The sequence below is a fragment of the Kitasatospora fiedleri genome (genome assembly GCF_948472415.1).
Taxonomy (GTDB): Bacteria; Actinomycetota; Actinomycetes; order Streptomycetales; family Streptomycetaceae; genus Kitasatospora; species Kitasatospora fiedleri.
On the sequence record NZ_OX419519.1, the window covers coordinates 4,527,814 to 4,547,238 of the forward strand.

The 19,425-nt window shown below is 73.6% G+C and carries 17 protein-coding genes, 1 tRNA gene and 2 pseudogenes; 15 read left to right on the forward strand and 5 right to left on the reverse strand.

All coding sequences use genetic code 11. The features are described 5' to 3' along the window. Positions 1-74: 74 nt before the first annotated feature. The 4 genes and pseudogenes from QMQ26_RS38315 to QMQ26_RS20970 all read left to right on the forward strand — a co-directional run. Positions 75-212: pseudogene (locus QMQ26_RS38315) on the forward strand (SDR family oxidoreductase); the annotation flags it as partial. 60 nt (positions 213-272) lie between these two features. Continuing rightward, the gene (locus QMQ26_RS20960) at positions 273-749 is read left to right on the forward strand and encodes a hypothetical protein (protein ID WP_282202312.1); all 477 of its coding nucleotides are present in this window, start codon (positions 273-275) and stop codon (positions 747-749) included. Beyond that, positions 746-1,621, forward strand: a complete 876-nt coding sequence (locus tag QMQ26_RS20965; protein WP_282202313.1) for a methyltransferase domain-containing protein — start codon at positions 746-748, stop codon at positions 1,619-1,621. The genes QMQ26_RS20960 and QMQ26_RS20965 overlap by 4 nt, the downstream gene beginning before the upstream one ends. Before the next feature lie 49 nt (positions 1,622-1,670). Further along, positions 1,671-3,422: a fatty acyl-AMP ligase gene (locus tag QMQ26_RS20970; RefSeq protein ID WP_282202314.1), complete on the forward strand. Its 1,752-nt coding sequence runs from the start codon at positions 1,671-1,673 to the stop codon at positions 3,420-3,422. 210 nt (positions 3,423-3,632) lie between these two features. Here the strand turns inward: QMQ26_RS20970 and QMQ26_RS20975 are convergent, their stop codons facing one another. Next, positions 3,633-4,595, reverse strand: a complete 963-nt coding sequence (locus QMQ26_RS20975; RefSeq protein ID WP_282206577.1) for a zinc-binding dehydrogenase — start codon at positions 4,593-4,595, stop codon at positions 3,633-3,635. 98 nt (positions 4,596-4,693) lie between these two features. On the opposite strand from QMQ26_RS20975, the gene QMQ26_RS20980 reads away from it, so the two are divergent. Then, positions 4,694-5,332, forward strand: a complete 639-nt coding sequence (locus tag QMQ26_RS20980) for a TetR/AcrR family transcriptional regulator (protein WP_282202315.1) — start codon at positions 4,694-4,696, stop codon at positions 5,330-5,332. A 246-nt stretch (positions 5,333-5,578) separates the two neighbouring features. Then, a tRNA-Arg gene (locus tag QMQ26_RS20985) sits at positions 5,579-5,651 on the forward strand. Positions 5,652-5,744: 93 nt separating this feature from the next. Here the strand turns inward: QMQ26_RS20985 and QMQ26_RS20990 are convergent. After that, positions 5,745-6,659 carry a LysR family transcriptional regulator gene (locus QMQ26_RS20990; RefSeq protein ID WP_282202316.1) on the reverse strand — a complete coding sequence of 305 codons (915 nt, stop codon included), beginning with the start codon at positions 6,657-6,659 and terminating at the stop codon, positions 5,745-5,747. A 115-nt stretch (positions 6,660-6,774) separates the two neighbouring features. Between QMQ26_RS20990 and QMQ26_RS20995 the strand changes: the two genes are divergently transcribed. The 5 genes from QMQ26_RS20995 to QMQ26_RS21015 all read left to right on the forward strand — a co-directional run bounded on the left by QMQ26_RS20995 (position 6,775) and on the right by QMQ26_RS21015 (position 11,624). Then, positions 6,775-7,587: an inositol monophosphatase family protein gene (locus tag QMQ26_RS20995; RefSeq protein WP_282202317.1), complete on the forward strand. Its 813-nt coding sequence runs from the start codon at positions 6,775-6,777 to the stop codon at positions 7,585-7,587. Between the two features lie 49 nt (positions 7,588-7,636). Continuing rightward, on the forward strand, positions 7,637-8,275 hold the full coding sequence (locus QMQ26_RS21000; RefSeq protein WP_282202318.1) for an NADPH-dependent F420 reductase: 639 nt from the start codon (positions 7,637-7,639) through the stop codon (positions 8,273-8,275). Between the two features lie 265 nt (positions 8,276-8,540). Continuing rightward, the gene (locus QMQ26_RS21005) at positions 8,541-9,512 is read left to right on the forward strand and encodes a hypothetical protein (RefSeq protein WP_282202319.1); all 972 of its coding nucleotides are present in this window, start codon (positions 8,541-8,543) and stop codon (positions 9,510-9,512) included. Positions 9,513-9,886: 374 nt separating this feature from the next. After that, on the forward strand, positions 9,887-10,726 hold the full coding sequence (locus QMQ26_RS21010; protein ID WP_282202320.1) for an endonuclease domain-containing protein: 840 nt from the start codon (positions 9,887-9,889) through the stop codon (positions 10,724-10,726). Positions 10,727-11,132: 406 nt separating this feature from the next. Next, complete coding sequence (locus QMQ26_RS21015) at positions 11,133-11,624, forward strand: HPP family protein (protein ID WP_282202321.1); 492 nt, start codon at positions 11,133-11,135, stop codon at positions 11,622-11,624. A gap of 28 nt (positions 11,625-11,652) precedes the next feature. Here the strand turns inward: QMQ26_RS21015 and QMQ26_RS21020 are convergent, their stop codons facing one another. The 3 genes from QMQ26_RS21020 to QMQ26_RS21030 form a co-directional block, all read right to left on the reverse strand. Next, complete coding sequence (locus tag QMQ26_RS21020; RefSeq protein ID WP_282202322.1) at positions 11,653-12,150, reverse strand: ATP-binding protein; 498 nt, start codon at positions 12,148-12,150, stop codon at positions 11,653-11,655. A 210-nt stretch (positions 12,151-12,360) separates the two neighbouring features. Continuing rightward, positions 12,361-13,170 carry an ABC transporter permease gene (locus QMQ26_RS21025; RefSeq protein WP_100836683.1) on the reverse strand — a complete coding sequence of 270 codons (810 nt, stop codon included), beginning with the start codon at positions 13,168-13,170 and terminating at the stop codon, positions 12,361-12,363. Next, positions 13,167-14,144 carry an ABC transporter ATP-binding protein gene (locus QMQ26_RS21030; protein WP_282202323.1) on the reverse strand — a complete coding sequence of 326 codons (978 nt, stop codon included), beginning with the start codon at positions 14,142-14,144 and terminating at the stop codon, positions 13,167-13,169. The genes QMQ26_RS21025 and QMQ26_RS21030 overlap by 4 nt, the downstream gene beginning before the upstream one ends. A gap of 274 nt (positions 14,145-14,418) precedes the next feature. On the opposite strand from QMQ26_RS21030, the gene QMQ26_RS21035 reads away from it, so the two are divergent. From QMQ26_RS21035 to QMQ26_RS21050, 4 genes and pseudogenes are all read left to right on the forward strand, one after another. Then, a complete protein-coding gene (locus QMQ26_RS21035) occupies positions 14,419-14,583 on the forward strand; it encodes a hypothetical protein (RefSeq protein ID WP_157852240.1) in 165 nt (54 codons plus the stop codon). 163 nt (positions 14,584-14,746) lie between these two features. Further along, on the forward strand, positions 14,747-15,997 hold the full coding sequence (locus QMQ26_RS21040; RefSeq protein WP_282202324.1) for a cytochrome P450: 1,251 nt from the start codon (positions 14,747-14,749) through the stop codon (positions 15,995-15,997). Positions 15,998-16,149: 152 nt separating this feature from the next. Beyond that, the gene (locus QMQ26_RS21045; RefSeq protein ID WP_282202325.1) at positions 16,150-16,899 is read left to right on the forward strand and encodes a biotin/lipoyl-containing protein; all 750 of its coding nucleotides are present in this window, start codon (positions 16,150-16,152) and stop codon (positions 16,897-16,899) included. A gap of 239 nt (positions 16,900-17,138) precedes the next feature. After that, a pseudogene (locus QMQ26_RS21050) lies at positions 17,139-18,995 on the forward strand (ATP-binding cassette domain-containing protein); the annotation flags it as partial. Positions 18,996-19,425: the final 430 nt, after the last annotated feature.

The following is a 19,425-nucleotide window of genomic DNA, read 5'->3' on the forward strand; positions in this document are numbered from 1 at the left end:
AGCACACCCCGACCGGCCCGTCGGCCGAACTGCGGCAGGGCTACACCCGCTCCAAGTGGGTCGCCGAACAGCTGGTGCTGGAGGCCGCCCGGCGCGGCCTCGCCACCGCCCTCTACCGCCCCAGCCGGATCAGCGGCGCCACCACGACCGGCGCCTGCCAGTCCGACGACTTCCTGTGGCGGATCGTCAAGGGCTGCGTCCAGGCCGGGGCCGCGCCGCAGGGCGCCGACATCCCGCTCGACCTCGTCCCGGTCGACCACGTCGCCGCCGCGGTGGTCGCGCTCTCCCGGCCGGACGCGCCCGGCCCGGCCGCCGAGCCGCACCACCTGACCAGCCCGCACCACCTGACCAGCCCGCACCCGCTGCGCCTGGGCGACGTGTTCGACCACCTGCGCGGGGCCGGCTACCCGCTGCGCCCGCTGCCCTTCGACGCCTGGGCCGCCGCGATCGCCGAGGACCCGGCCAACGCCGCCTACCCGCTGCTCGGCGTGGTCGGCGCGGACACCCTCGGCGACACCTCCGCCGTCCGCTTCGACTCCGCCCGCACCACCGAGCGGCTCGCCGAGCGGGGCGTGCACTGCCCGCCGGTCGCCGGCGCCCTGCTCGACACCCAGCTCGCCTGGTTCGTCCGCACCGGCTACCTGCCGGCCGCCCCCGCCACTCCTGACGCCCCCGCTGCCCCCGCTGTCGCTGCCCCCGCTGTCGCCACCCCCGCTGTCGCTGACGCCCTGACTGGAGACGCCCGATGACCACCACCGCCGCCCCGCAGCCGACCACCGCCCCGAAGCCGTCCGTCGCCGTCCCCGGCGAGTCCTCCTACACCGCCGACGTCCACCCCGACCTGGACTTCGAACTCGACCGGCTGCGCAACCAGGCCCTGCTCGTCTGGCCCAAGGAGGTCCGGCTGCTCCAGTACCTGGGCCTGCGCCCCGACACCGACCTGCTGGAGGTCGGCAGCGGCCCCGGCTTCGTCACCGGCCAGTTGCTCCGGGAGGTCCCGCAGGGCACCGTCACCGCCCTCGAACTCGACGCCGACCTGCTGGAACGCTCCAGGCACAACCTGCGCGGCGCCGACACCTCCCGGCTCACCCTGGTGCCCGGCTCGATCCTGGACAGCGGCCTGCCCGCCGACTCGGCCGACCTGGCGCTGGTCCGGATGGTGCTCCAGCACCTGCCGCAGCCGGAGGCCGCCCTGGCCGAACTGCACCGGCTGGTCCGCCCCGGCGGCCGGGTCGTCGTCACCGACGTCGACGACCACGTCTGGGGCGTCCTCGACCCGGCGCTGCCCAAGCTCCAGCCGATCCTGGACCGCCGCAACGAGCTCCAGGCGGTGCGCGGCGGCAACCGGCTGATCGGCCGCCGCCTGGGCCGGCTGCTGAAGGCCGCCGGCTTCACCGACATCACCGTCGACGCCATCGCGGTCTCCAGCGACGAACTCGGCCTGGACGCCCTGCTCCCGCAGATCGACATCGCCCCGCGGCTGGCCCTGCTGCTCCAGGAGGGCATCGTCACCGAGCAGGAGATGGCCGAACTGCTGGCCGAGCGCGAGGAGTTCCTGGCCCACCCGGACCCGGCCGTCCTGCTCACCATGTTCGTGGTCTCCGGCCGCAAGCAGGGCTGACCCCCCCGCCCCGGCAGCCCCAGCCCTCAGCCCCGATCGGAGTGAACCGATGACCACCGCGACCCGCCCCGGGCCGGACGTCCTGGGCGACACCCGGACCGCCCCCACCACCCTGTCCACCATGCTGCGCCGGCTCGCCGAGCACCGGCCGGAGGACACCGCGCACGTCTTCCTCCAGCACGGCGAACGGCCCGACGCTCCGCTGACCCACCGCCGGTACGACCGGGCCGCCCGCCGGGTGGCCGCCGCCGTCCGGCGCACCGGGGAGACGGCCGCGGTGCTGCTCTTCCCGGCCGGACCGGACTTCCCCACCGCCTTCCTCGGCTGCACCTACACCGCGGTGGCCGGCGCCCCCGTCCAGGTGCCGACCCGGCCGCGCGGCGTCGAACGGGTCCGCCGGATCGCCGACGACGCCGGGACGTCCCTGGTGCTGACCACCGCCGCCACCCGGGACGAGGTGCTCGCCCGCTTCGGCGCGCTCCCCGAACTCGACGGCCTGCACTGGCTGGCCGTCGACGAACTCGCCGAGGACCTCGGCGCGGACTGGGAGTACACCGACCCGGGCCTGGAGACCACCGCCCTGCTCCAGTACACCTCCGGCTCCACCGGCCACCCCAAGGGCGTCGCGGTCAGCCACCGCAACTTCTGGCACCAGGCGGTCGAACTCGACCGGACCTGGCCGGTCGGCCCCGACGGGCGGATCGTCTCCTGGCTGCCCAGCTTCCACGACATGGGCCTGCTGTTCGGCGTGGTGCTGCCGCTGTGGTCCGGGGCACCCGTCTACCAGATGGCCCCCGAAGCCTTCATCCGCCGCCCCGGCCGCTGGCTGGAGGCGCTCAGCACCTACCGCGGCACCCACGCCGCCGCCCCCAACTTCGCCTACGAGCTGTGCCGTCCGCTGGCCGGCACCCCCGCCGCCGACGGCCTCGACCTGTCCGCCTGGCGGGCGGCCGTGTGCGGCGCCGAACCGGTGCGCTGGGCCACCGCCCGCGGCTTCCAGCAGGACTTCGCCCGCTACGGCCTCGCCCCGGAGGCCATCAGCCCCGGCTACGGCCTGGCCGAGAACACGCTCAAGGTCTCCGGCAGCCCGGCCGGCCGCGCCCCCCGCGTCACCTGGCTGAGCGCCGGGGCGCTGCGCCGCGGGCACGCCGAACCGGTCACCGAGCAGACCCCCGGCGCGGTGCCGGTGGTCGGCTGCGGCCCCGTCGCCGAGGACTCCGAGGTGCGGATCGTCGACCCCGTCGGTCGCGTCCCGCTGCCCGAGGGCGGCATCGGCGAGATCTGGGTGCGGGGCCCCTCGGTCGCCAAGGGCTACCACCGCAAGCCCGCCCTCAACCGGGAGGTCTTCCAGGCCCGGCTGGCCGGCGCCCCCGAGGCCGGCCCCTTCCTGCGCACCGGCGACCTCGGCTTCCTGCTGGACGGCGAACTCCACCCGACCGGCCGGGTCAAGGACCTGATCGTCATCGGCGGCGGCAACCACTACCCCCAGGACATCGAGCAGACCGTCGAACACACCCACCCCGGCCTGCACACCAACGCCGCCGCCGCCTTCGCCGTCGACCACCCCGCGGGCGAACAGCTCGTCGTCGTGGTCGAGGCCGACGGCCGGGTCCTGCGCGACACCACCGCCGTCGACCTGGCCGACGCGATCCGCACCGCGATCGGCCTGGAACACCAGCTGACGGCCGCCGAGGTCGTCCCGATCCGCCGCGGCAGCCTCCCGCGCACCACCAGCGGCAAGGTCCAGCGCGCCGCCTGCCGCCAGGCGTACCTGGACGGCACCCTCACCCGCCTCGCCTGACCGCCCCCTCCTCCTTCCCCCCTCCTCCTTCCCTCTCGAATCCTTCCCCTCGAACCGACCGGAGCCCCCGCCCTCTCGTTCGCGAACCGGACGATCGCGCAGATCGAGCTGCTCACGGGGACCGAGCAGGACCGCCACTGACGCCCGCTCACCCCGCTCACCCCGCCCGCCCGGCACCCCCGTCCCCGTCCCCGAACCGGGAGTGCCGGGCTACGGCGTCAGCACGATCCGGCCGAAGACCTCGCCCGCGTCCATCTTCCGGTGCGCCGCCACGGCTTCGCCCAGCGGCAGCAGCTCGTGCACCACCGCCTCGATCTCGCCGCGGACGGCCGCGGCGAACAACTCGCCTCGCACGGAGCTCAGTTCGGCCGCAGGGACGGTGGCCGCGCTGAAGGCGGCGAAGGACAGCGACTTCCGGAACGCCGCCATGATCCTCGTGCCGAAGTCCGCGGGCGGCTGACCCGCGACGGCCCCCAGGGCCACCAGGCGGCCGTTCGGGTCGAGCCGGTCGAGGAAGGACGGCAGGTCCGCCCCGGCCACCACGTCGAGGATGACGTCGTAGCCCGCGGGAGCCGTCCGCCCGCCGTCGCCGGTGCGGTCCAGCACGTGGGTCGCGCCGAGGCGGCGCAGCCGCGCGCCGCGTTCGGCGGACGAGGTGGTGACCGCCACGGCGGCGGCACCGGCGCGGGCGGCGAGTTGCACGGCCATGATCCCGATGCCGCCGGCCGCGCCGCGGACCAGGACCGTCTCGCCGGGGACGAAACGGGCGTGGCGGAGCCCGAAGTGGGCCACCGCGCCGGAGCCGCCGAGTGTCACCGCCGCCGCGGCGGACAGGCCGTCGGGCAGCGGGACGACCTGCTCGACCGGCACCACGGCCTGTTCGGCGTACCCGCCGCCGGTGCCGGTGGGGCCCCACACCCGCCGGCCGATCCACGCCGCGTCGACGCCGTCGCCGACCGCGGTCACGGTGCCCGCCACCTCGCCGCCCGGGACGTGGCCCGCCCGGAAGCCGTACGCGGCCAGCGCCCCGCTCCGGACGACGGTGTCGACGCCGCCGACGCCCACCGCCTCGGTGGCCACCAGGACCTGCCCGGCCGCCGGCGCGGGCACCGGCAGGTCCACGACGGCCAGGCCGTCCGGGCCGCCGAAACTCCGGATCGAGATCGCTTTCACCATGGCCTCCAGGTCTCCGGGTCGGTCGAGCGTGCGAGCCGCTCGCCACGTCCCGGACGGTAACGGACGCCCCCGTCCGGCTGGCTAAAGTGAGAGCGGTGACCGACCGTCTGCCTCAGGTCCGGCGCTCCGACGCGCTGGACAACCGCGCCCGCATCCTCGACGCCGCCCGCACGCTGTTCTCCACCGACGGCCTGGACGTGCCGATGCGGGAGGTCGCCCGCCGCGCCTCGGTGGGACCCGCCACCCTGTACCGGCACTTCCCGACCAAGCGGACGCTGCTCGCCGAGACCTTCGCCGACCAACTGCACGCCTGCCGCGCCATCGTCGACGAGGGGTGCGCCGACCCCGACCCGTGGCGCGGCCTGTGCCGGGTGATCGAGCGGATCTGCGAACTGCACGCCCGCGACCGGGGTTTCACCGAAGCCTTCCTCTCCGGCTACCCGGAGGTGGCGGACGCCGCCGCGGGCCGCGCCCACACGGTGAAGGCGGTCGCCGGACTGGCCCGGCGGGCGAAGCAGGCCGGACGCCTGCGCCCCGACTTCGTCCTGGACGACCTGATCCTCGTCCTCATGGCCAACAAGGGCATCCACGCGGCCTCGACCACCGCCCGGGTCAGAGCCTCCCGCCGCTTCGCCGCGCTGGCCGTCCAGGCCCTCGAAGCCTGCCCGCGCCACGCCCCCCTGCCACCGCCGGCCCGACTGGCGCCCGCACCGCCCCCCGACCCGTCGCCCTAGCGGGAGCACGCCCCCGCCAAGCACGAAACCCCGGGTCACACCCCCACGACGGCGGGAGCCCGGGTAGTTCACTCCGCCGCTCCACGCCGATCCGCTACGCTGTTCACGTCAGTGGCCAGGCCAGGCCGGATGTCCGCCCGGGAAACCGTCGCGCACACCCGCAGACCCCCACCGACCAACGCGCCCGCACCCCGAGGCCGAAGTTCCGCCCGCCGGACCTTCGCCGAGGACCCTCCGCGGGCCCCCGCCTCAGTAGCTCAGGGGATAGAGCACGGCTCTCCTAAAGCCGGTGTCGCAGGTTCGAATCCTGCCTGGGGCACGAGCGTGACCGCAGGCCCTCCGCCCACCCGGGTCGGGGGGCCTGCGGCGTTCTCCGCGGCCGGTTGCCGGGCTCGGTGTCCGGGCGGGGCCGTCACGGTTCGGTGGGTGGGGTGAACAGGGCGCGGATGGTGGTGGTGGCCAGGTCGCGGAGCCAGGTATGGGCGCGGTCGTCGTCGTGGCGCTGGTGCCAGCGGAGGTGGAGGGGCGCGCCGGGGAGGGGGAGCGGTGGGGGCAGGGTGGTGAGGCCGAGCCGTTCCCGGGTGGTGCGGGTGACCGCGTCGGGGAGGGTGACGACCAGGTCGGTGTCGCGGGCGAGTTGCAGGGCGAAGGCGGTGGTGGGGCCGGCGGCGACGACGTGGCGGGTGAGGCCGTGGGTGGCGAGGGCGTCGTCGATCGGGTCGTGCAGGCTGCCGCGGCGCGACACGGTGAGGTGTTCGGCGGACGCGTAGCGCTCGATGCTCAGCGGTTCCTCGGTGAGCGGGTGGCCCGGCCGGACGGCGACGACCAACCGGTCGGTGCCGACCAGGCGGTGGCGGATGTCGGGGAGGGCCGGGGCGCCGGAGCTCGATTCGAGGTCGACCTCACCCCGGCGCAACTCGGCGTCGTCCGTACCTGGTTCGGCCGGGAGGCGCAGTCGGACGCCGGGGGCCTGGCGGTGGACGGCGGTGATCAGGGCGGTGCCGCAGGCGGCGGTCAGGGCGTCGTGCCAGCGCAGGGTGAACACCCGGTCCAGGGCGGCGAGATCGAGTTCCTGCTGCGCGGAGAGCAGGTGGTGGGCCTGCTGCACGAGGACGTGGACCTGGGCGCGCATGGCCAGCGCGCGGGTGGTGGGGACCATGCTGCGGCCGGTGCGGACCAGGATCTGGTCACCGGTCGCCTTGCGGATGCGGCCCAGGGAGCGGCTCATCGCGGGCGCGGTGACGTGCAGGCGGGCCGCGGCGCCGGCGACGCTGCCCTCCTCCAGCAGTGCGTCGAGGGCGGTGAGCAGGTTCAAGTCCAGTTGCATGGCGGTAACTCTACGAGTGAACATCATGCACTTGTTGTTAACGGTCGGGGACCCTACCGTCGAAGTGCGGGCGCGGAACGAGCCGCCCGCCCACCTCGACCCCAGGGAGACCGCCATGAGCACCGCCATGCCTTTCGCCGCCGACACCACGCTCCTGCCCGAGGTGACCGCGGCGGTGCGGACCGCGGGCCGCACCCTGCGCGACCGCCACACCCCGCACGCCCGGGGCGTGAGCCTGGACGAGATCGTCGCGGAGATCCACGCCAACGACGACGCGGTGCTGGACGTGCTGCGGGAGCCGCTGCTGCGGGCCCGGCCGGGATCGCGGTGGGCCGAGGACGAGTTGGCCGGCGGTGCGCTCCCGCCCGGGGAGTGGTGGGTCGTCGACCCCGCCGAGGGCAACATCAACCACGTCCACGGCACGGACGACTGGGCCGTGACCGCCACCCTGGTCCGCGACAACCGGCCGGTGCTCACCGTCGTCCACCTGCCGCTGACCGGCCACACCTACACCGCCGTCGCCGGCGGCGGCGCCCACCTCGACGGCCGGCCGCTGGCGGTGTCCGCCAAGACCGACCTGGGCGCCGCGCTCGTCGGCACCGGCCAGGCCCGGCCGGGCGAGGACGAGCGCACCTTCCGGCGGATCGGCGACTCGGTCACCGTGATGCTCGTCAACGGCCTGGTCGTACGGGTGTCCGTCCCCGCGACGATGCAGCTCATCCACGTCGCGGCCGGACGCACCGACGCCTTCTGGCAGTTCTCCGACGTCCGCTCCGGCCTGGTCGCCGGGGCGCTGCTGGTCTCCGAGGCCGGCGGCACCGTCACCGACCTGGCGGGCGAGCCCTGGACCGCGGGCAGCTGCGACTTCCTGGCCGCCGCCCCCGGCCTCCACGCCGCCGCCCTCGACGTCCTGTCACCCCTCGCCTGACTCCGGCACCCCTGTTCCGCCTATCCACCACCACAAGGAGCACCACCCCATGACCAGCATCGGCATCCTGGGCGCCGGCCGCGTCGGCACCACCCTGGCCGCCAAGCTCTCCGCCGCCGGACACCGGGTCACCCTCGGCGTCCGGAACCCGGCGGAGACTGCCACCCTCGGTACCGTTCCACCGGCCACCATCGCCGACCAGCGCACCACCGCCCGCACCGCGGACATCGTGATCAACGCGACGCCCGGCGACACCGCGCTGGCCCGCCTCACCGACCTGCGCGCCGAACTCGCCGGAAAAATCCTCGTCGACGTCTCCAACGCCACCCGCGACGCCGACGACGGCCTGCCCGGCGAACTGTGCTACCCCGGCAGCAGCCTCGCCGAACGACTCCAGACCGCCCTCCTCGGCACCCGGGTGGTCAAGACGCTCAACACCATGCTGTTCACGGTCATGACCGCCCCCGAGACCCTGGCCACCCCGCCGACCGCCTACCTCTCGGGCGACGACCCGGACGCGAAGCGGACCGTCGCCGGCCTGCTCGGCGACCTGGGCTGGCAGCCCGCCTGGATCGAGGACCTCGGCGGCATCACCACGGCCCGCGCCACCGAGGCCATGGTCCTCGTCGTGCCGCACGTCCTGCGCCTGCACGGCTTCGCGCCCTTCGCGGTCTCCCTCGCCCGCTGAACCGCGCGGCCGGGGCGGGTCGTGGCGGGGCGGGGCGGTGACGTCCGGTGATCGGTTCGTTCTGCCGGCGGGGCGTCAATTGCCCTCTTGCTGACCGTCATTGACGCAGGAGAGAGCGAATTCGCCCGCTTCGATCAACGGGTGAGGAGTGTGTTACGTTCCGTGTCCAGACCACGAAATAGTGGACCCCGGCGGTGCTACCAACACCCCGGGGCCTGGCACTAGGAGCAACCGTCTCCCCATGCACATTCATCGTAGCGCGCGCATGCGCGGGTTCGACCCCTTCCCGGAGCTTCGGCCCGAACGTTCCGGACTCTCCAAGGGCGCGTTCGGGCTCGCGGTCCAGATCCTCACCAGCCCCACCGGCTGCGACGCGGACGGCCGACAGCTCGCCGAGCAGGGGCCGGACGGCCGGGCGGGGATCGCCAGGATGCTCCGGGAGCTGAAGAAGGCCGGGTTCTACTGGGTCATCACGTTCCGGCTCCCGGACGGACGGATCATCAGCCAGTCCCACCTCTTCGACACTCCGCAGCACGTCGCGCCGAATCCCATCCCCCCGGGTCCCGGCGGCCCCGGGTCCGGGGCACCTGACGTCCTATGGAAAACCCGGGAGGGAAAACCCTCCCTCCCGGCCGCCAGGACGGCCGCCGAGCCCGAGCCGAAACCGGAGCCGAATCCGGAATCCGCGCCCGAACCCGAGCCCGAATCCGCCCCCGAGCCCGAACCCGAACCCGAAGTGGCCGCCGAGTCGCGGGCGGCAGCGGCCCTGCTGCACCGGGTGGTCCGGCCGGAGCCCCGGCTGCGGATCGGCGAGGTGGAGGCGCTGGAACTGGCCCCGCTGGTGGCGGAGTGGGTGCGACGCGGCAGCAGCCCCGAGGACCTGTCGCGGGCCCTGGTGCCCGGCCTGCCGGCGTTCATGTACTCGGCGGCGGCCGTCCTGCGGAACCGCCTGTCGCGCAAGATGCCGCCCGAACCGGGCCTGCTCCCGGAGGCCCCGGCGATCGCAGCCGCCAAGTCGGCCCGGCCGAGGTCGAGTTACGCCGAGTGCGCCAAGTGCCATGACCCGGTGCCGAACCCGGGCATCTGCGGCCCCTGCGCGGGCCTCGCCCCCAGGCCGATCGCGGTCGGCACCGGCTCGACCGTCGTCCGAGCCGGAGCCCAACGCGCCCGAGCCGCCCTACGCTCCGCCCGCGACACGCTCCCGATCGCCCACCGCCCGGCCCCGACAGGCGCGTAACGCAGACCCGCCACCCGCCCCACCGAAAGCCCCGGAACGGGTAACCCGCCGACCGGACGGGTCCCCCGTACGAGCGACCCCCGCCACGCCGCTCAGGCCCCCGGCCACCGCCCGACACCCGGCGCGCCGGACCGCAAACCACCAGGCGGGGAAGCACAACCCACCCCGACACCCACCGTCGACGGCCCCCACCACCCGCGACAACCCCACTTGCCTCCCGCGCGAACAGGCCCCCCTGCGCGCCGGGCCCGAGCCCGCAACTGACCGTCATGTACCGCCTGTTCTGGCACGCCTGTGGCACAACTCTGGCCCATCAACGCCCCCTGGCGTCAAGGATCTCAGCCCTGTCGCCGCCAGTCCTTATGCTACGCAGCATGCCTGACATAGTGACCGCAAATGGCGACATCGCCCCCCAAGAGGAAAAGCCGGCGGAACGGCTTAAGAATTGCGAAGAATGTGGTTCAAAGTACCCATCCATCGGGCCGTCGAGATACTGCGGAGATGCATGTCGAAATCATGTTCAGTCTTTGCATGCGACTGGCGGTCTGTATAACCTCAATCTCAATCAGGTTCGACTTGTGCGAGAAGTGAGATCATGCATGATTTGTAAATCGAAAGACTCGGGCTTCGAATCCGGAATTTTTGCGGTCGACCACTGCCATGACACCAATACAGTCCGAGGGGCGCTCTGCCAGTCATGCAATTTCATGCTGGGCAATGCCAAAGACAGCGTCGACACCCTCCTGTCCGCAATCAAATACCTCACCAAAGATCACAGTCAAGAAGCCTGGAACCAAGGGCCCAGGCGCCGCGAACGGCTTGAGGCGGCCCGAGATGCTCGCCTTGTCGCGAGGCTGGAACAGAGCGAGAAAGCAAAGAAGGCCGCCTTGTCGCGCATAGAGTATCTTGAAGCCGCACTTGCGTCAGTGGATGAAGACGCGGCAATCATGGCCCGTCGGAGAGTTCGAAGCGCTGGCGCCGTCAATAAATTTATCGCCGAAATTGTGTCTCCCGCACCACTTGGCAATCCACCAATTTCCGCAGCTGCCGTCAGGAGGGCCTGGAAAGACTGGTCGGGTGGAGCTGCATGTCCCATGGCCGGCCTTCACGAGGCGTTGGAGAAGATTGGAGGAAGAAAAAAAAGAAGTTCCACGGGGGCTTACTGGTGGGGCATAGATATAAGCGCGGAAATATCCCGCCCAGAGGGCGAGTAGAGAACGCTTTGGGGCCTGACCATGGCCTATGGTCGAGCGGGGTGATCCCCTCCTCGATCGGGCAGCTTCGCCGCACCCGGGTTCTCCAGGGGCCGCCAAGGCTCACGTCCGTGACGCTTGCGCTTGGCCTTGGCGGCCCCTGAAGGTTCCGGGTACGCCCTCGGGTGTCCGGTCGTGGAGGAGGCCGCCCCGCGCCCCACCACCGTCACCACGACGAAGGTGCACCTTCGATCCCGGCGGCTTCCCCCTCCGAGGAGAGCCGTGCTCCGGGTCCGGAGGTCCGAGAGCGGATGCGGGCCTCTGGGCTTGAGGGGGAAATTTTGCCTCTGGGGCAATGAGGTTCTTGAAGTGTCAACAGGTTGTTTAAGGTCGTGTGGACCGTACTGCCTGATCAGGGAGCCTTCGCATGTCCGTCGCCTCGAACGTCGTCGCGCTGGGAAGTCGGGTGTGGCATGCGGTGCGGGCCGGGAGTTTTGCCATGGGGGCACTGTTGGTGTTGGTGGCGGTGGGGGGCGCGTTGCACCAGGCGGTATTGATACCGCCGTTGGCGGCGAGTGCGGCGTTGGTGCACGGGGCGCCGGGGTTGCCGATTTCGCAGCCGCGGAACCTGGTGGGTGGGCAGTTGTTGTCGGCTGCGGTGGGGTTCGGGGTGCTGGCGGTGGTCGGGGCGGGGCCGTGGGCGGCGGCGGTCGCGGGTGGGGTGGCGCTGGGGGCGATGTTGGTCGCGCGCGTGCCGCACTCGCCGGCGGCGGCGACTGCGGTGATCGTGGTCCTGCAGTCCCCGCGTCCGGTGGTCTTCCTGCCGTTGCTGGCGCTCGCCACCGCTGTGCTGGTTCTCTTCGGGTTGCTCCCGCACCGGGTCGGCGGTCATCCGGTGCGTTATCCCGTCGCCTGGTGAGGCGTCGTTCGGAGGTGGGCGCGGGGCCTCAGTGGCGGCAGTCGGCAGGAGGGGGGAAGGGAGGGGAGATCGGGACGTGGGGCTGCCGGGCGTCGATCAGGGGGGTGGTCGTGGGGGTGGTGTCCTCGGGGCCGGTGGGGAGTTCGGCCCAGACCACCTTGCCGTGCGGCGGGGTGCGGTAGTAGCCCCAGCGGGAGGAGAGTCGGTCGACCAGGTGCAGGCCGCGGCCGCCGGTGGCGTCGGGCCCGGCTTCGCGGGGGCGGGGCGGGCGCGGGTCCTGGTCGCCGACCTGCACCAGGAGGCGGTCGTCGCGGAGGGCCAGGGCGAGGGTGAAGCCGCTCGGGCCGCCGCGGGACCGGACCGCGTTGGTGGCCAGCTCGGAGACCACCAGCCGGGCGGCGTCGGAGAGTTCGTCCGGGGTGTGCCAGCAGTGCAGTACCAGGACGGTGTGGCGGCGGGCCCCGACGACCGACTCGGGGGTGCTGTCGAGCGTCAGCAGGCTGAGTCGTGGCCGACTTCGGGACATCGCGGGCCTCCCGGTGGGACGCGTACGGGCACCCGCCGACGGCAGGAGACGGCCCGCACGGACCAGCCTCCGCCGGAACGCCGACGGCCCGCCACGGCCGGAAGTCCCCGGGGTTGCGGGCACTTCGGGACGGGCGGGCCGGTCGGAGGTGGGTAAGCGGCGTTAACCGACGGCGGATCAGCCGCGCGCGGAAACGCCCGGGCGGGGGTCTCAGCCCCGGCGGGGCTCCCAGCGCAGCAGGCGGCGGGAGAGCATCGCGGCGGCGGCCAGCCAGGCGGCGAGCAGTAGCAGCGAGGGCCCGGCCGCCGTCCAACCGTGCAGCAGGTCCAGGCGGGGGAGCGGGCCGCCCGCCCAGGTCTCCGGGCCGAAGCCGCGGCCGAACCAGGCCGTCCGCAGCCCCCGGATCACCGGGGAGAGCGGCAGCATCCCGGCGGGCCCGCGCAGCCAGTCGGGCAGGCCCGCGACCGGGGTGAACACGCCCGCGCCGAACATGCACAGCACCAGCACCGGCGTCGCCACCAGCGGCGCGGACTCGGCGGACGGGGTCACCCCGGACAGCGCCACCGCCAGCACCGAGAACAGCAGGTAGCCGCCGAGCAGGGTGAGCAGCAGCAGCGCCGGATCGGCCGGCAGCGGCGCGCCGAACCAGCCCACCGCGACACCGCCCAGCACCAGCGCCTGGATCAGCACCACCACCCCGCCCGCACCCAGCTGCCCCGCGAAGATCGCGCTCGGCGGGCACTCGGTGCCGCGCAGCCGCTTCAGCACCAGCTCCTCGCGGCGCGACACCACGCTGCCCAGCAGGTTGACGAACGAGGTCACCAGGGCCAGCCCGAGCAGCCCCACCGCCACGTACCCGGCGGCGTTCACCCCGCCGATCTCCTTGTCGCGCAGCGGCGCGGCGATCACCAGGTTGAGCAGCACCGGCAGCAGGAACCCGATGAAGGTGGAGCGCCGGTTGCGCCAGAACACCTTCCAGGACAGGCCGAACTGGCCCTTGGCGTACGTGAACCAGCTCATCGGGACGCTCCTGCGGTGGTGGTGGCAGCGGTGGCGCTAACGGGAGTGGGCGTGGCGTGGTCGTGGTCGGCGAGGTCGAGGAAGACGTCCTCCAGCGAACTGGCACGCACCTCCAGGCCGTCCAGCTCGACGCCCCGGGACGCCGCCCAGGCGTGCAGCGCGGCCAGCGCGGGCGCCGAGCGGGGCACCCGGTAGACCGCCCGGCCGTCCGCCAAAGCGGGTGCGGTGCCGAGCAGTTCGGGCAGGGCGGCGAGGTCGCCGCCGGGAGGCAGCGGGAGGGTGATCAGGTCGCCGCGGCCGGACAGCACCTCGGCGACGGTGCCGGTGGCGGCGATCACGCCCCGGTCCATGATGGCCACCCGGTCGGCCAACTGCTGGGCCTCCTCCAGGTAGTGGGTGGTCAGCACCACTGTGGTGCCCGCCGCCCGCAGCTCCTCGACCAGCCGCCAGGTGGCGCGCCGGGCCTCCGGGTCCATGCCGGTGGTCGGCTCGTCCAGGAACAGCAGCTCCGGGTCGTTCAGCACGGCCAGCGCCAGGTCCAGGCGGCGGCGTTCGCCGCCGGACAGCTGGGAGACCCGGGTGCCGGCCTTCGGCTCCAGCGCGACCCGCGCCAGCACCTCGGCGGTCGGCCGGGCCCGGCTGGTGAAGGAGCGCCAGCAGTCGACGGTCTCCTTGACCGTCAACTCCTTGAAGAACCCGCCCTCCTGGAGCATCGTCCCGGTGCGCCGGCGGACCCGCGGGCCCGCCGTGAACGGGTCCAGGCCGAAGACCCGGACGTGCCCGGAGGTCGGCGGGTGGTAGCCCTCCAGCACCTCCAGGGTGGTGGTCTTGCCCGCACCGTTGGTGCCGAGCAGGGCGAAAAGTTCGCCGCGGGCGAGGGAGAAGGAGATGCCGCGCACCGCCTCGTAATCGCCGTAGCTGCGCCGCAGGTCCACTACCTCCACGGCCGGGGAATTCTCGGAAAGAGGTGTCATGTATGCAGCGTGACGGGTCCGGGTGGGGAACGGCAAGTAGCGCATCGCCGCAGGTCAGAACACGTGCAAAATGTCATCTCGGGCGGTGACATTTGCGCCCCCCGGAATCTGACATCTCCTACTGCACGGATTTTCGAGGGTCGGTCATAGTTGAGACATCGCCGAGAGCGGAACCGGGGAAAGCGAAACCGGGAAAGCGAAGGGCGGGAAAAGAGTAAACCGAGGCGGCCGGTCCGATCAGCGGGTCGGCGCCGCGAAACCGAGGGAGATTCCCATGGCGCAGAACGAGATCAACAAGGACGAGCAGTTCGACATCGAGGTCGAGGAGCTGGACACCGTCAACGGCGGCGTCTCCGTCTCCTCCCTGCTCTCCGCCGCCTGCCCGGTGTCGAGCTTCAGCTCGGTGTCGAACTCCGTCGCCGAGGTCGCGGCCGAGTAATTCGGGACCTGTGCGGGGGTGGTCCGCTCTCCGGCGGCCCACCCCCGCACCCCAGCACCGCAGAACCAGCACTCCAGAACCAGCACCGCAGAACCAGCACCGCAGAACCAACACCGCAGAACCAACACCCCAGCCCCACCGCCAGATTGAAGGAGAGCCGGGCATGGACAGCCTCCGGCACGAGCTGACGCGGTTCATCCAGCAGCCCGCCGCTCAGCAGGACCCACCCGCGCTCTACCGCCGGTTGCTGACCGAGGCGCCCGTCCTCGACCTCGGCCCGCTGTACGTGGTCTCCGGCTACCAGGAGATCCTCACCGTCCTGATGAACCCCGGGACCAACGTCGACCCGACCACCGTCGGCCTGCCCCGGGCGGGCAACACCGCGCTGCTCAAGGTGGTCAACCGGATGCTGCCGATGCGCGACGGCGCCGACCACACCCGGCTCAAGCGGCTCGCCACCGCCGCGTTCAGCCACCGTCGGCTGGAGCAGATGCGCGAGCGGATCGAGAGCACCGCCGCCCGGCTGCTCGCCCCGCTGATCGCCGCCGGCTCCTTCGAGCTCGTCGCCGACCTGGCCGTCCCGCTGCCGGTCGCGGTCTCCTGCGCCATCCTCGACGTCCCTGACTCCGAGCAGGGCCGGATCACCGGCTGGGCGAGCCTGGTGGCCCGCTCGATGCTCGACCCCTTCGGCAACGGCCCCGAGGCCGCCGAGCTGGACGCCGAGTTCGCCGAATTCCACGCCTACGTAGAGGAGTTGTGCGCGGCCCGGGCCGCCGACCCCGGTGACGACCTGATCAGCCGACTGACCACCGCGCGCGGCGAGGGCCGGCTCGACACCGAGGAACTGCTCGCCTTCGTGGTGATGCTGCTGGCCAACGGGCTGGAGACGCTCACCTCCGGACTGGCCGTCGCCGCCTGGGAGTTGATCCGCACCCCCGGCCTGACCGCCCGGGTGCGCGAGGAACCCGCGCTGGCCGCCGCCGTGTTCGACGAGGCCCAGCGGCTCGGCAGCCCCGTCCGGGCCAGCGCCCGGGCCCTGACCCGGGAGGTCGCGCTCGGCGACACCGTCGTCCCGGCCGGGAGCGTCGCCATGCTGCTGTACGCCGCCGCCAACCGGGACCCGCGCCGCTTCGCCGACCCCGACCGCTTCGACCTCGACCGCGCCGAGCGCCAGCACCTCGCCTTCGGCCACGGCCCGCACCACTGCCTGGGCGCACCGCTCTCCCTGATCGCCGGCTCCGCCGTCCTGCGCGGCCTCGCCGAGGCCGACGCCACCAGGGAGTTGAGCACCACGCTGACCGACGCCACCGCCCGCCCGACCGAGCAGTTCGCCTTCGGCGGGGTGCGCGAACTGCCGGTGGCCTGCCCGCCGCGGACCGCGCCGGTGCCCGAACTGATGGAGGTGGCGGCATGAGCATCACCACGGATCGGCAAGCCACGGAGACGCGTCACAAGCGCACGAAGCAGGACACGAGCAGGAACACAGGGCAGGACACGAGCAGGAACACAGGGCAGGACACGGGGACACCGCACGAGACCGAGGCGGAGTCCCGGGCGCGGAACGCCGTGGCCGCCGTCGCCGCCGCCCGGGCCGCCGCCGTGCTGGAGCCCGGACTCGACCAGCCCGTACGGCTGGTCGGGGCCCGGCTGTGGCTGGCCGGCGCCGCGCTGGTGCTGGCCGTCGGCGCGGGCGCGAGCTGGACGGTGTGGGGCAAGCTCCCGCACACCCTGACCGTGCACGCGGTCGCCGCCCACGGCGACGCCCCCGTCCGGGTGGCCGCCGAACACCCGGGCAGCGTCCTGGAGTTCAAGGTCCGTCCGGGTGAGCGGGTGACGGCCGGGCAGGTGCTCGCGCTGGTCGGCGCGGAGGGGTCCACCACCGAGGTCACCGCCCCCGCGGCCGGCACCGTGAGCGCGCTGCTGGCCGCCCCCGGAGACCGACTCGCCGCCGGATCGCCCGTGCTGACCCTGGACGCGAGCGCCGCACCGGCCACCGTCCGGCTGCTGGTGGACGACCCGAAGGACGCCGCGAAGCTCGCCCCCGGCCTGCCCGTGCTGGTCCCGGTGCCCGGCGGGGGAGCGATCCGCGCCGTCGTCGACCGGGTCGAGCCGCTGCCCGTCCGCGCCGACTCGCTCGACGGCACCCTGCCGGTCGCCGTCCCCGGCCTGCCCGCCGGCACCGCGCCCGTCTGGGTGGCGTACGCCCGGCTCCCGCAGGGCGTCGCGCTGAACGGCCCGCTGGCGCTGGACGTCCGGGTCGACCTCGGCAGCCGGCACCCGTACCAGGCGGTGCTCGGACAGGAGGCCAAGCGATGAAGCCGACCCGCACCGCCGCCGTCGAACCGCCCGCCACCGAGCCGCGCACCGCCAACAGCGGCGAGCCGAGGACGGGGTCGAAGAAGGCGGAGTCCAAGCAGCCCGAGCCCGAGACCAGACAGCCCGAGCCCGAGACCGAGCAGGCCGAGCCTGAGACCAAGCAGGCCGAGCCTGAGAAGAGCAAGGCCAAGCCCAGGACCAAGCAGCGCACCTACCTCCGCACGCCCGTCGTGCCGCAGATGGAGGAGCAGGACTGCGGGGCGGCCTGCCTCGCCGTCGTGCTCGGGGCGTTCGGGCGGCGGGTGACGCTGAACGAGGCGTCCCGGGCCTGCGGGGTCAGCCGGGACGGGGTGAGCGCGGCGGCCGTCGCGCGGGCCGCCGGGCGGTACGGGCTGCTGGCCCGGGGGCGTCGGGTGGTGCGGCGGGAGGACGACCGGCTGGAGGGGCTCGGCGCGGTGCCGGTGCCGTCGATGGTGCTGGTCACCGGCCCGCACTTCGCGGTCTTCGAGGGCGTCAGGCGCGGCCGGGTGCACGTCAACGACCCCTCGCTGGGCTCCTACTCGGCGACCCCGGCGGAGTTCTGGGACTCCTTCGCGGGCATCGCGGTGGGCTTCGAGCCCGGCCCCGACTTCGAACGCGGCGGGCGCCGCTTCCCGCTGCTGCGCTCGCTGACCGCCCGGATGCGGCCGTACGCGTGGCCGATGCTGGTCGCGGTGCTGGTCGGCATGCTGATGACGGTGCCCGGCGTGGCCTCCGCGTTCCTGCTGCGCACCTACCTGGCGACCGTGGTCAACGGCGGCGCGAGCGGCTGGGCGCTGCCGCTGACGCTGGCCGGCCTGGTGGTCGCCGGGCTGGTGCTGGCCGGGAACTGGCTGCGCTCCGCGATGGTCAACCGGGTGCTGGAGGCGATGGCCGCCCGCTCCTCGGCGTCCTTCCTGTGGCGGATGCTGCGGCTGCCCGGCGCGTTCTTCCACCGCCGCCAGCTCGGCGGCCTGGTCACCCGGGTGCAGCTCAACGACGGCCTGGCCAACCTGCTGTCCTACCGGGTGGCCGGCGCGGCCTCCTCGCTGGCCGCCGCCACCGTGCACCTGACCGCGCTGCTCTGGCTGGCGCCGAAGCTCGCCGCCATCCCGGTGGCGGTCGCGGTGCTGGACGCGCTCGCGCTGCGCTCCGCGGACCGGCGGCGCGGCGGCACGATCCACCGGCTGCACGCGGAGGGCCACAAGCGGGACGGTGTCGCGTTCGCGGGGGTGTCGGCGATCGAGACGGTCAAGGCGGAGGGCGCGGAGGACGCGCTGTTCCGCTCCTGGGCCGGCTGGCAGGCCCGGGCCGCGCACACCGGGCAGCGGGTCGCCGAGAGCGTCCTGGTGCCGCTCTCGCTGCCCGGCGCGCTCAACTCGGCCGCCGCGGCCGCCGCGGTGGTCGCCGGGACGGTGCTGCTGCTGGCCGGTTCGCTCTCCTTCGGCACCCTGCTGGCCTTCCTGCTGCTGCTCAACGGCTTCCTCCTGCCGGTCTCGCAACTCGTGGGCACCGGAGCCGAGTTCACCGTCGCCCGGGCGCAGAACGCGCTGCTGGAGGACATCGAGACCAGCGAGGTCGACCCGTACCTCGTCCCGGTGCTCGACGCCCCGGCCGAGCCGGTCCGGCTGCGCGGCGAACTGGAGCTGCGCGGGCTGGAGTTCGGCTACGACCCGAACCGGCCCCCGGCCCTCGCCGGGATCTCGCTGCGGATCGCCCCCGGCGAGTGGGTCGCGGTGGTCGGCGGCAGCGGCAGCGGCAAGTCCACGTTGGCCCGGCTCGCGGCGGGCGTGCTGCGCCCCTGGAAGGGCGAGGTGCTGCTCGACGGGCGGCCCCGCGACGACTGGCACCGGGGCACCGTCACCGCCCAGGTCGCCTACGTGGAGCAGCAGTTGCGGCTCTTCGAGGGCACCGTCCGGGAGAACCTGACGCTCTGGGACCCGTCGACCGGCGAGGACGCCCTGCACCGGGCGCTCGCCGACGCCGAGGCCACCGAACTGGTGCGCCGCCGGGGCGGGTTGGACGCCCGGATCGACGAGGACGCCCGGAACTGGTCCGGCGGCGAGCGCCAGCGCCTGGAGATCGCCCGGGCCCTGGCCCTCGACCCGGTCCTGGTGGTGCTCGACGAGGCCACCAGCGCCCTGGACGCCCACACCGAGGCCGCCGTCAACGAGCACCTGCGCCGCCGCGGCGTCAGCTGCCTGGTGCTGGCCCACCGCCTGAGCACCATCCAGGCCGCGGACCGGGTGGTGGTGATCGAGGCCGGCCGGATCGTCCAGCAGGGCCCGCCCGCCGAGCTCGCCGAACAGGACGGCCCCTACCGGGAGCTGCTGCGCGACGTCGAGCGGAAGACCCCCGCCGCCGCCACCGGCACCACGGCCACCACGACCACGACCACGGCCGCCATCACGGCCACCACGGCCACGACGGCCACCACGGCCCCACGACCACCACCGAGAACCGCACCGTTCGGACGGAGGAGCAGGCATGAGCACCACGACCGCCGCC

Bases quoted from the DNA above. Each gene is read 5' to 3' on its own strand.
- QMQ26_RS21030 (WP_282202323.1), bottom strand. From the start codon at position 14,144: ATGACACCTCTTTCCGAGAATTCCCCGGCCGTGGAGGTAGTGGACCTG.
- QMQ26_RS20995 (WP_282202317.1), top strand. From the start codon at position 6,775: ATGAGCACCGCCATGCCTTTCGCCGCCGACACCACGCTCCTGCCCGAG.
- QMQ26_RS21005 (WP_282202319.1), top strand. From the start codon at position 8,541: ATGCGCGGGTTCGACCCCTTCCCGGAGCTTCGGCCCGAACGTTCCGGA.
- QMQ26_RS20970 (WP_282202314.1), top strand. From the start codon at position 1,671: ATGACCACCGCGACCCGCCCCGGGCCGGACGTCCTGGGCGACACCCGG.
- QMQ26_RS21015 (WP_282202321.1), top strand. From the start codon at position 11,133: ATGTCCGTCGCCTCGAACGTCGTCGCGCTGGGAAGTCGGGTGTGGCAT.
- QMQ26_RS21025 (WP_100836683.1), bottom strand. From the start codon at position 13,170: ATGAGCTGGTTCACGTACGCCAAGGGCCAGTTCGGCCTGTCCTGGAAG.
- QMQ26_RS21035 (WP_157852240.1), top strand. From the start codon at position 14,419: ATGGCGCAGAACGAGATCAACAAGGACGAGCAGTTCGACATCGAGGTC.
- QMQ26_RS21040 (WP_282202324.1), top strand. From the start codon at position 14,747: ATGGACAGCCTCCGGCACGAGCTGACGCGGTTCATCCAGCAGCCCGCC.
- QMQ26_RS21010 (WP_282202320.1), top strand. From the start codon at position 9,887: ATGCCTGACATAGTGACCGCAAATGGCGACATCGCCCCCCAAGAGGAA.
- QMQ26_RS21020 (WP_282202322.1), bottom strand. From the start codon at position 12,150: ATGTCCCGAAGTCGGCCACGACTCAGCCTGCTGACGCTCGACAGCACC.
- QMQ26_RS20990 (WP_282202316.1), bottom strand. From the start codon at position 6,659: ATGCAACTGGACTTGAACCTGCTCACCGCCCTCGACGCACTGCTGGAG.
- QMQ26_RS21000 (WP_282202318.1), top strand. From the start codon at position 7,637: ATGACCAGCATCGGCATCCTGGGCGCCGGCCGCGTCGGCACCACCCTG.
- QMQ26_RS20965 (WP_282202313.1), top strand. From the start codon at position 746: ATGACCACCACCGCCGCCCCGCAGCCGACCACCGCCCCGAAGCCGTCC.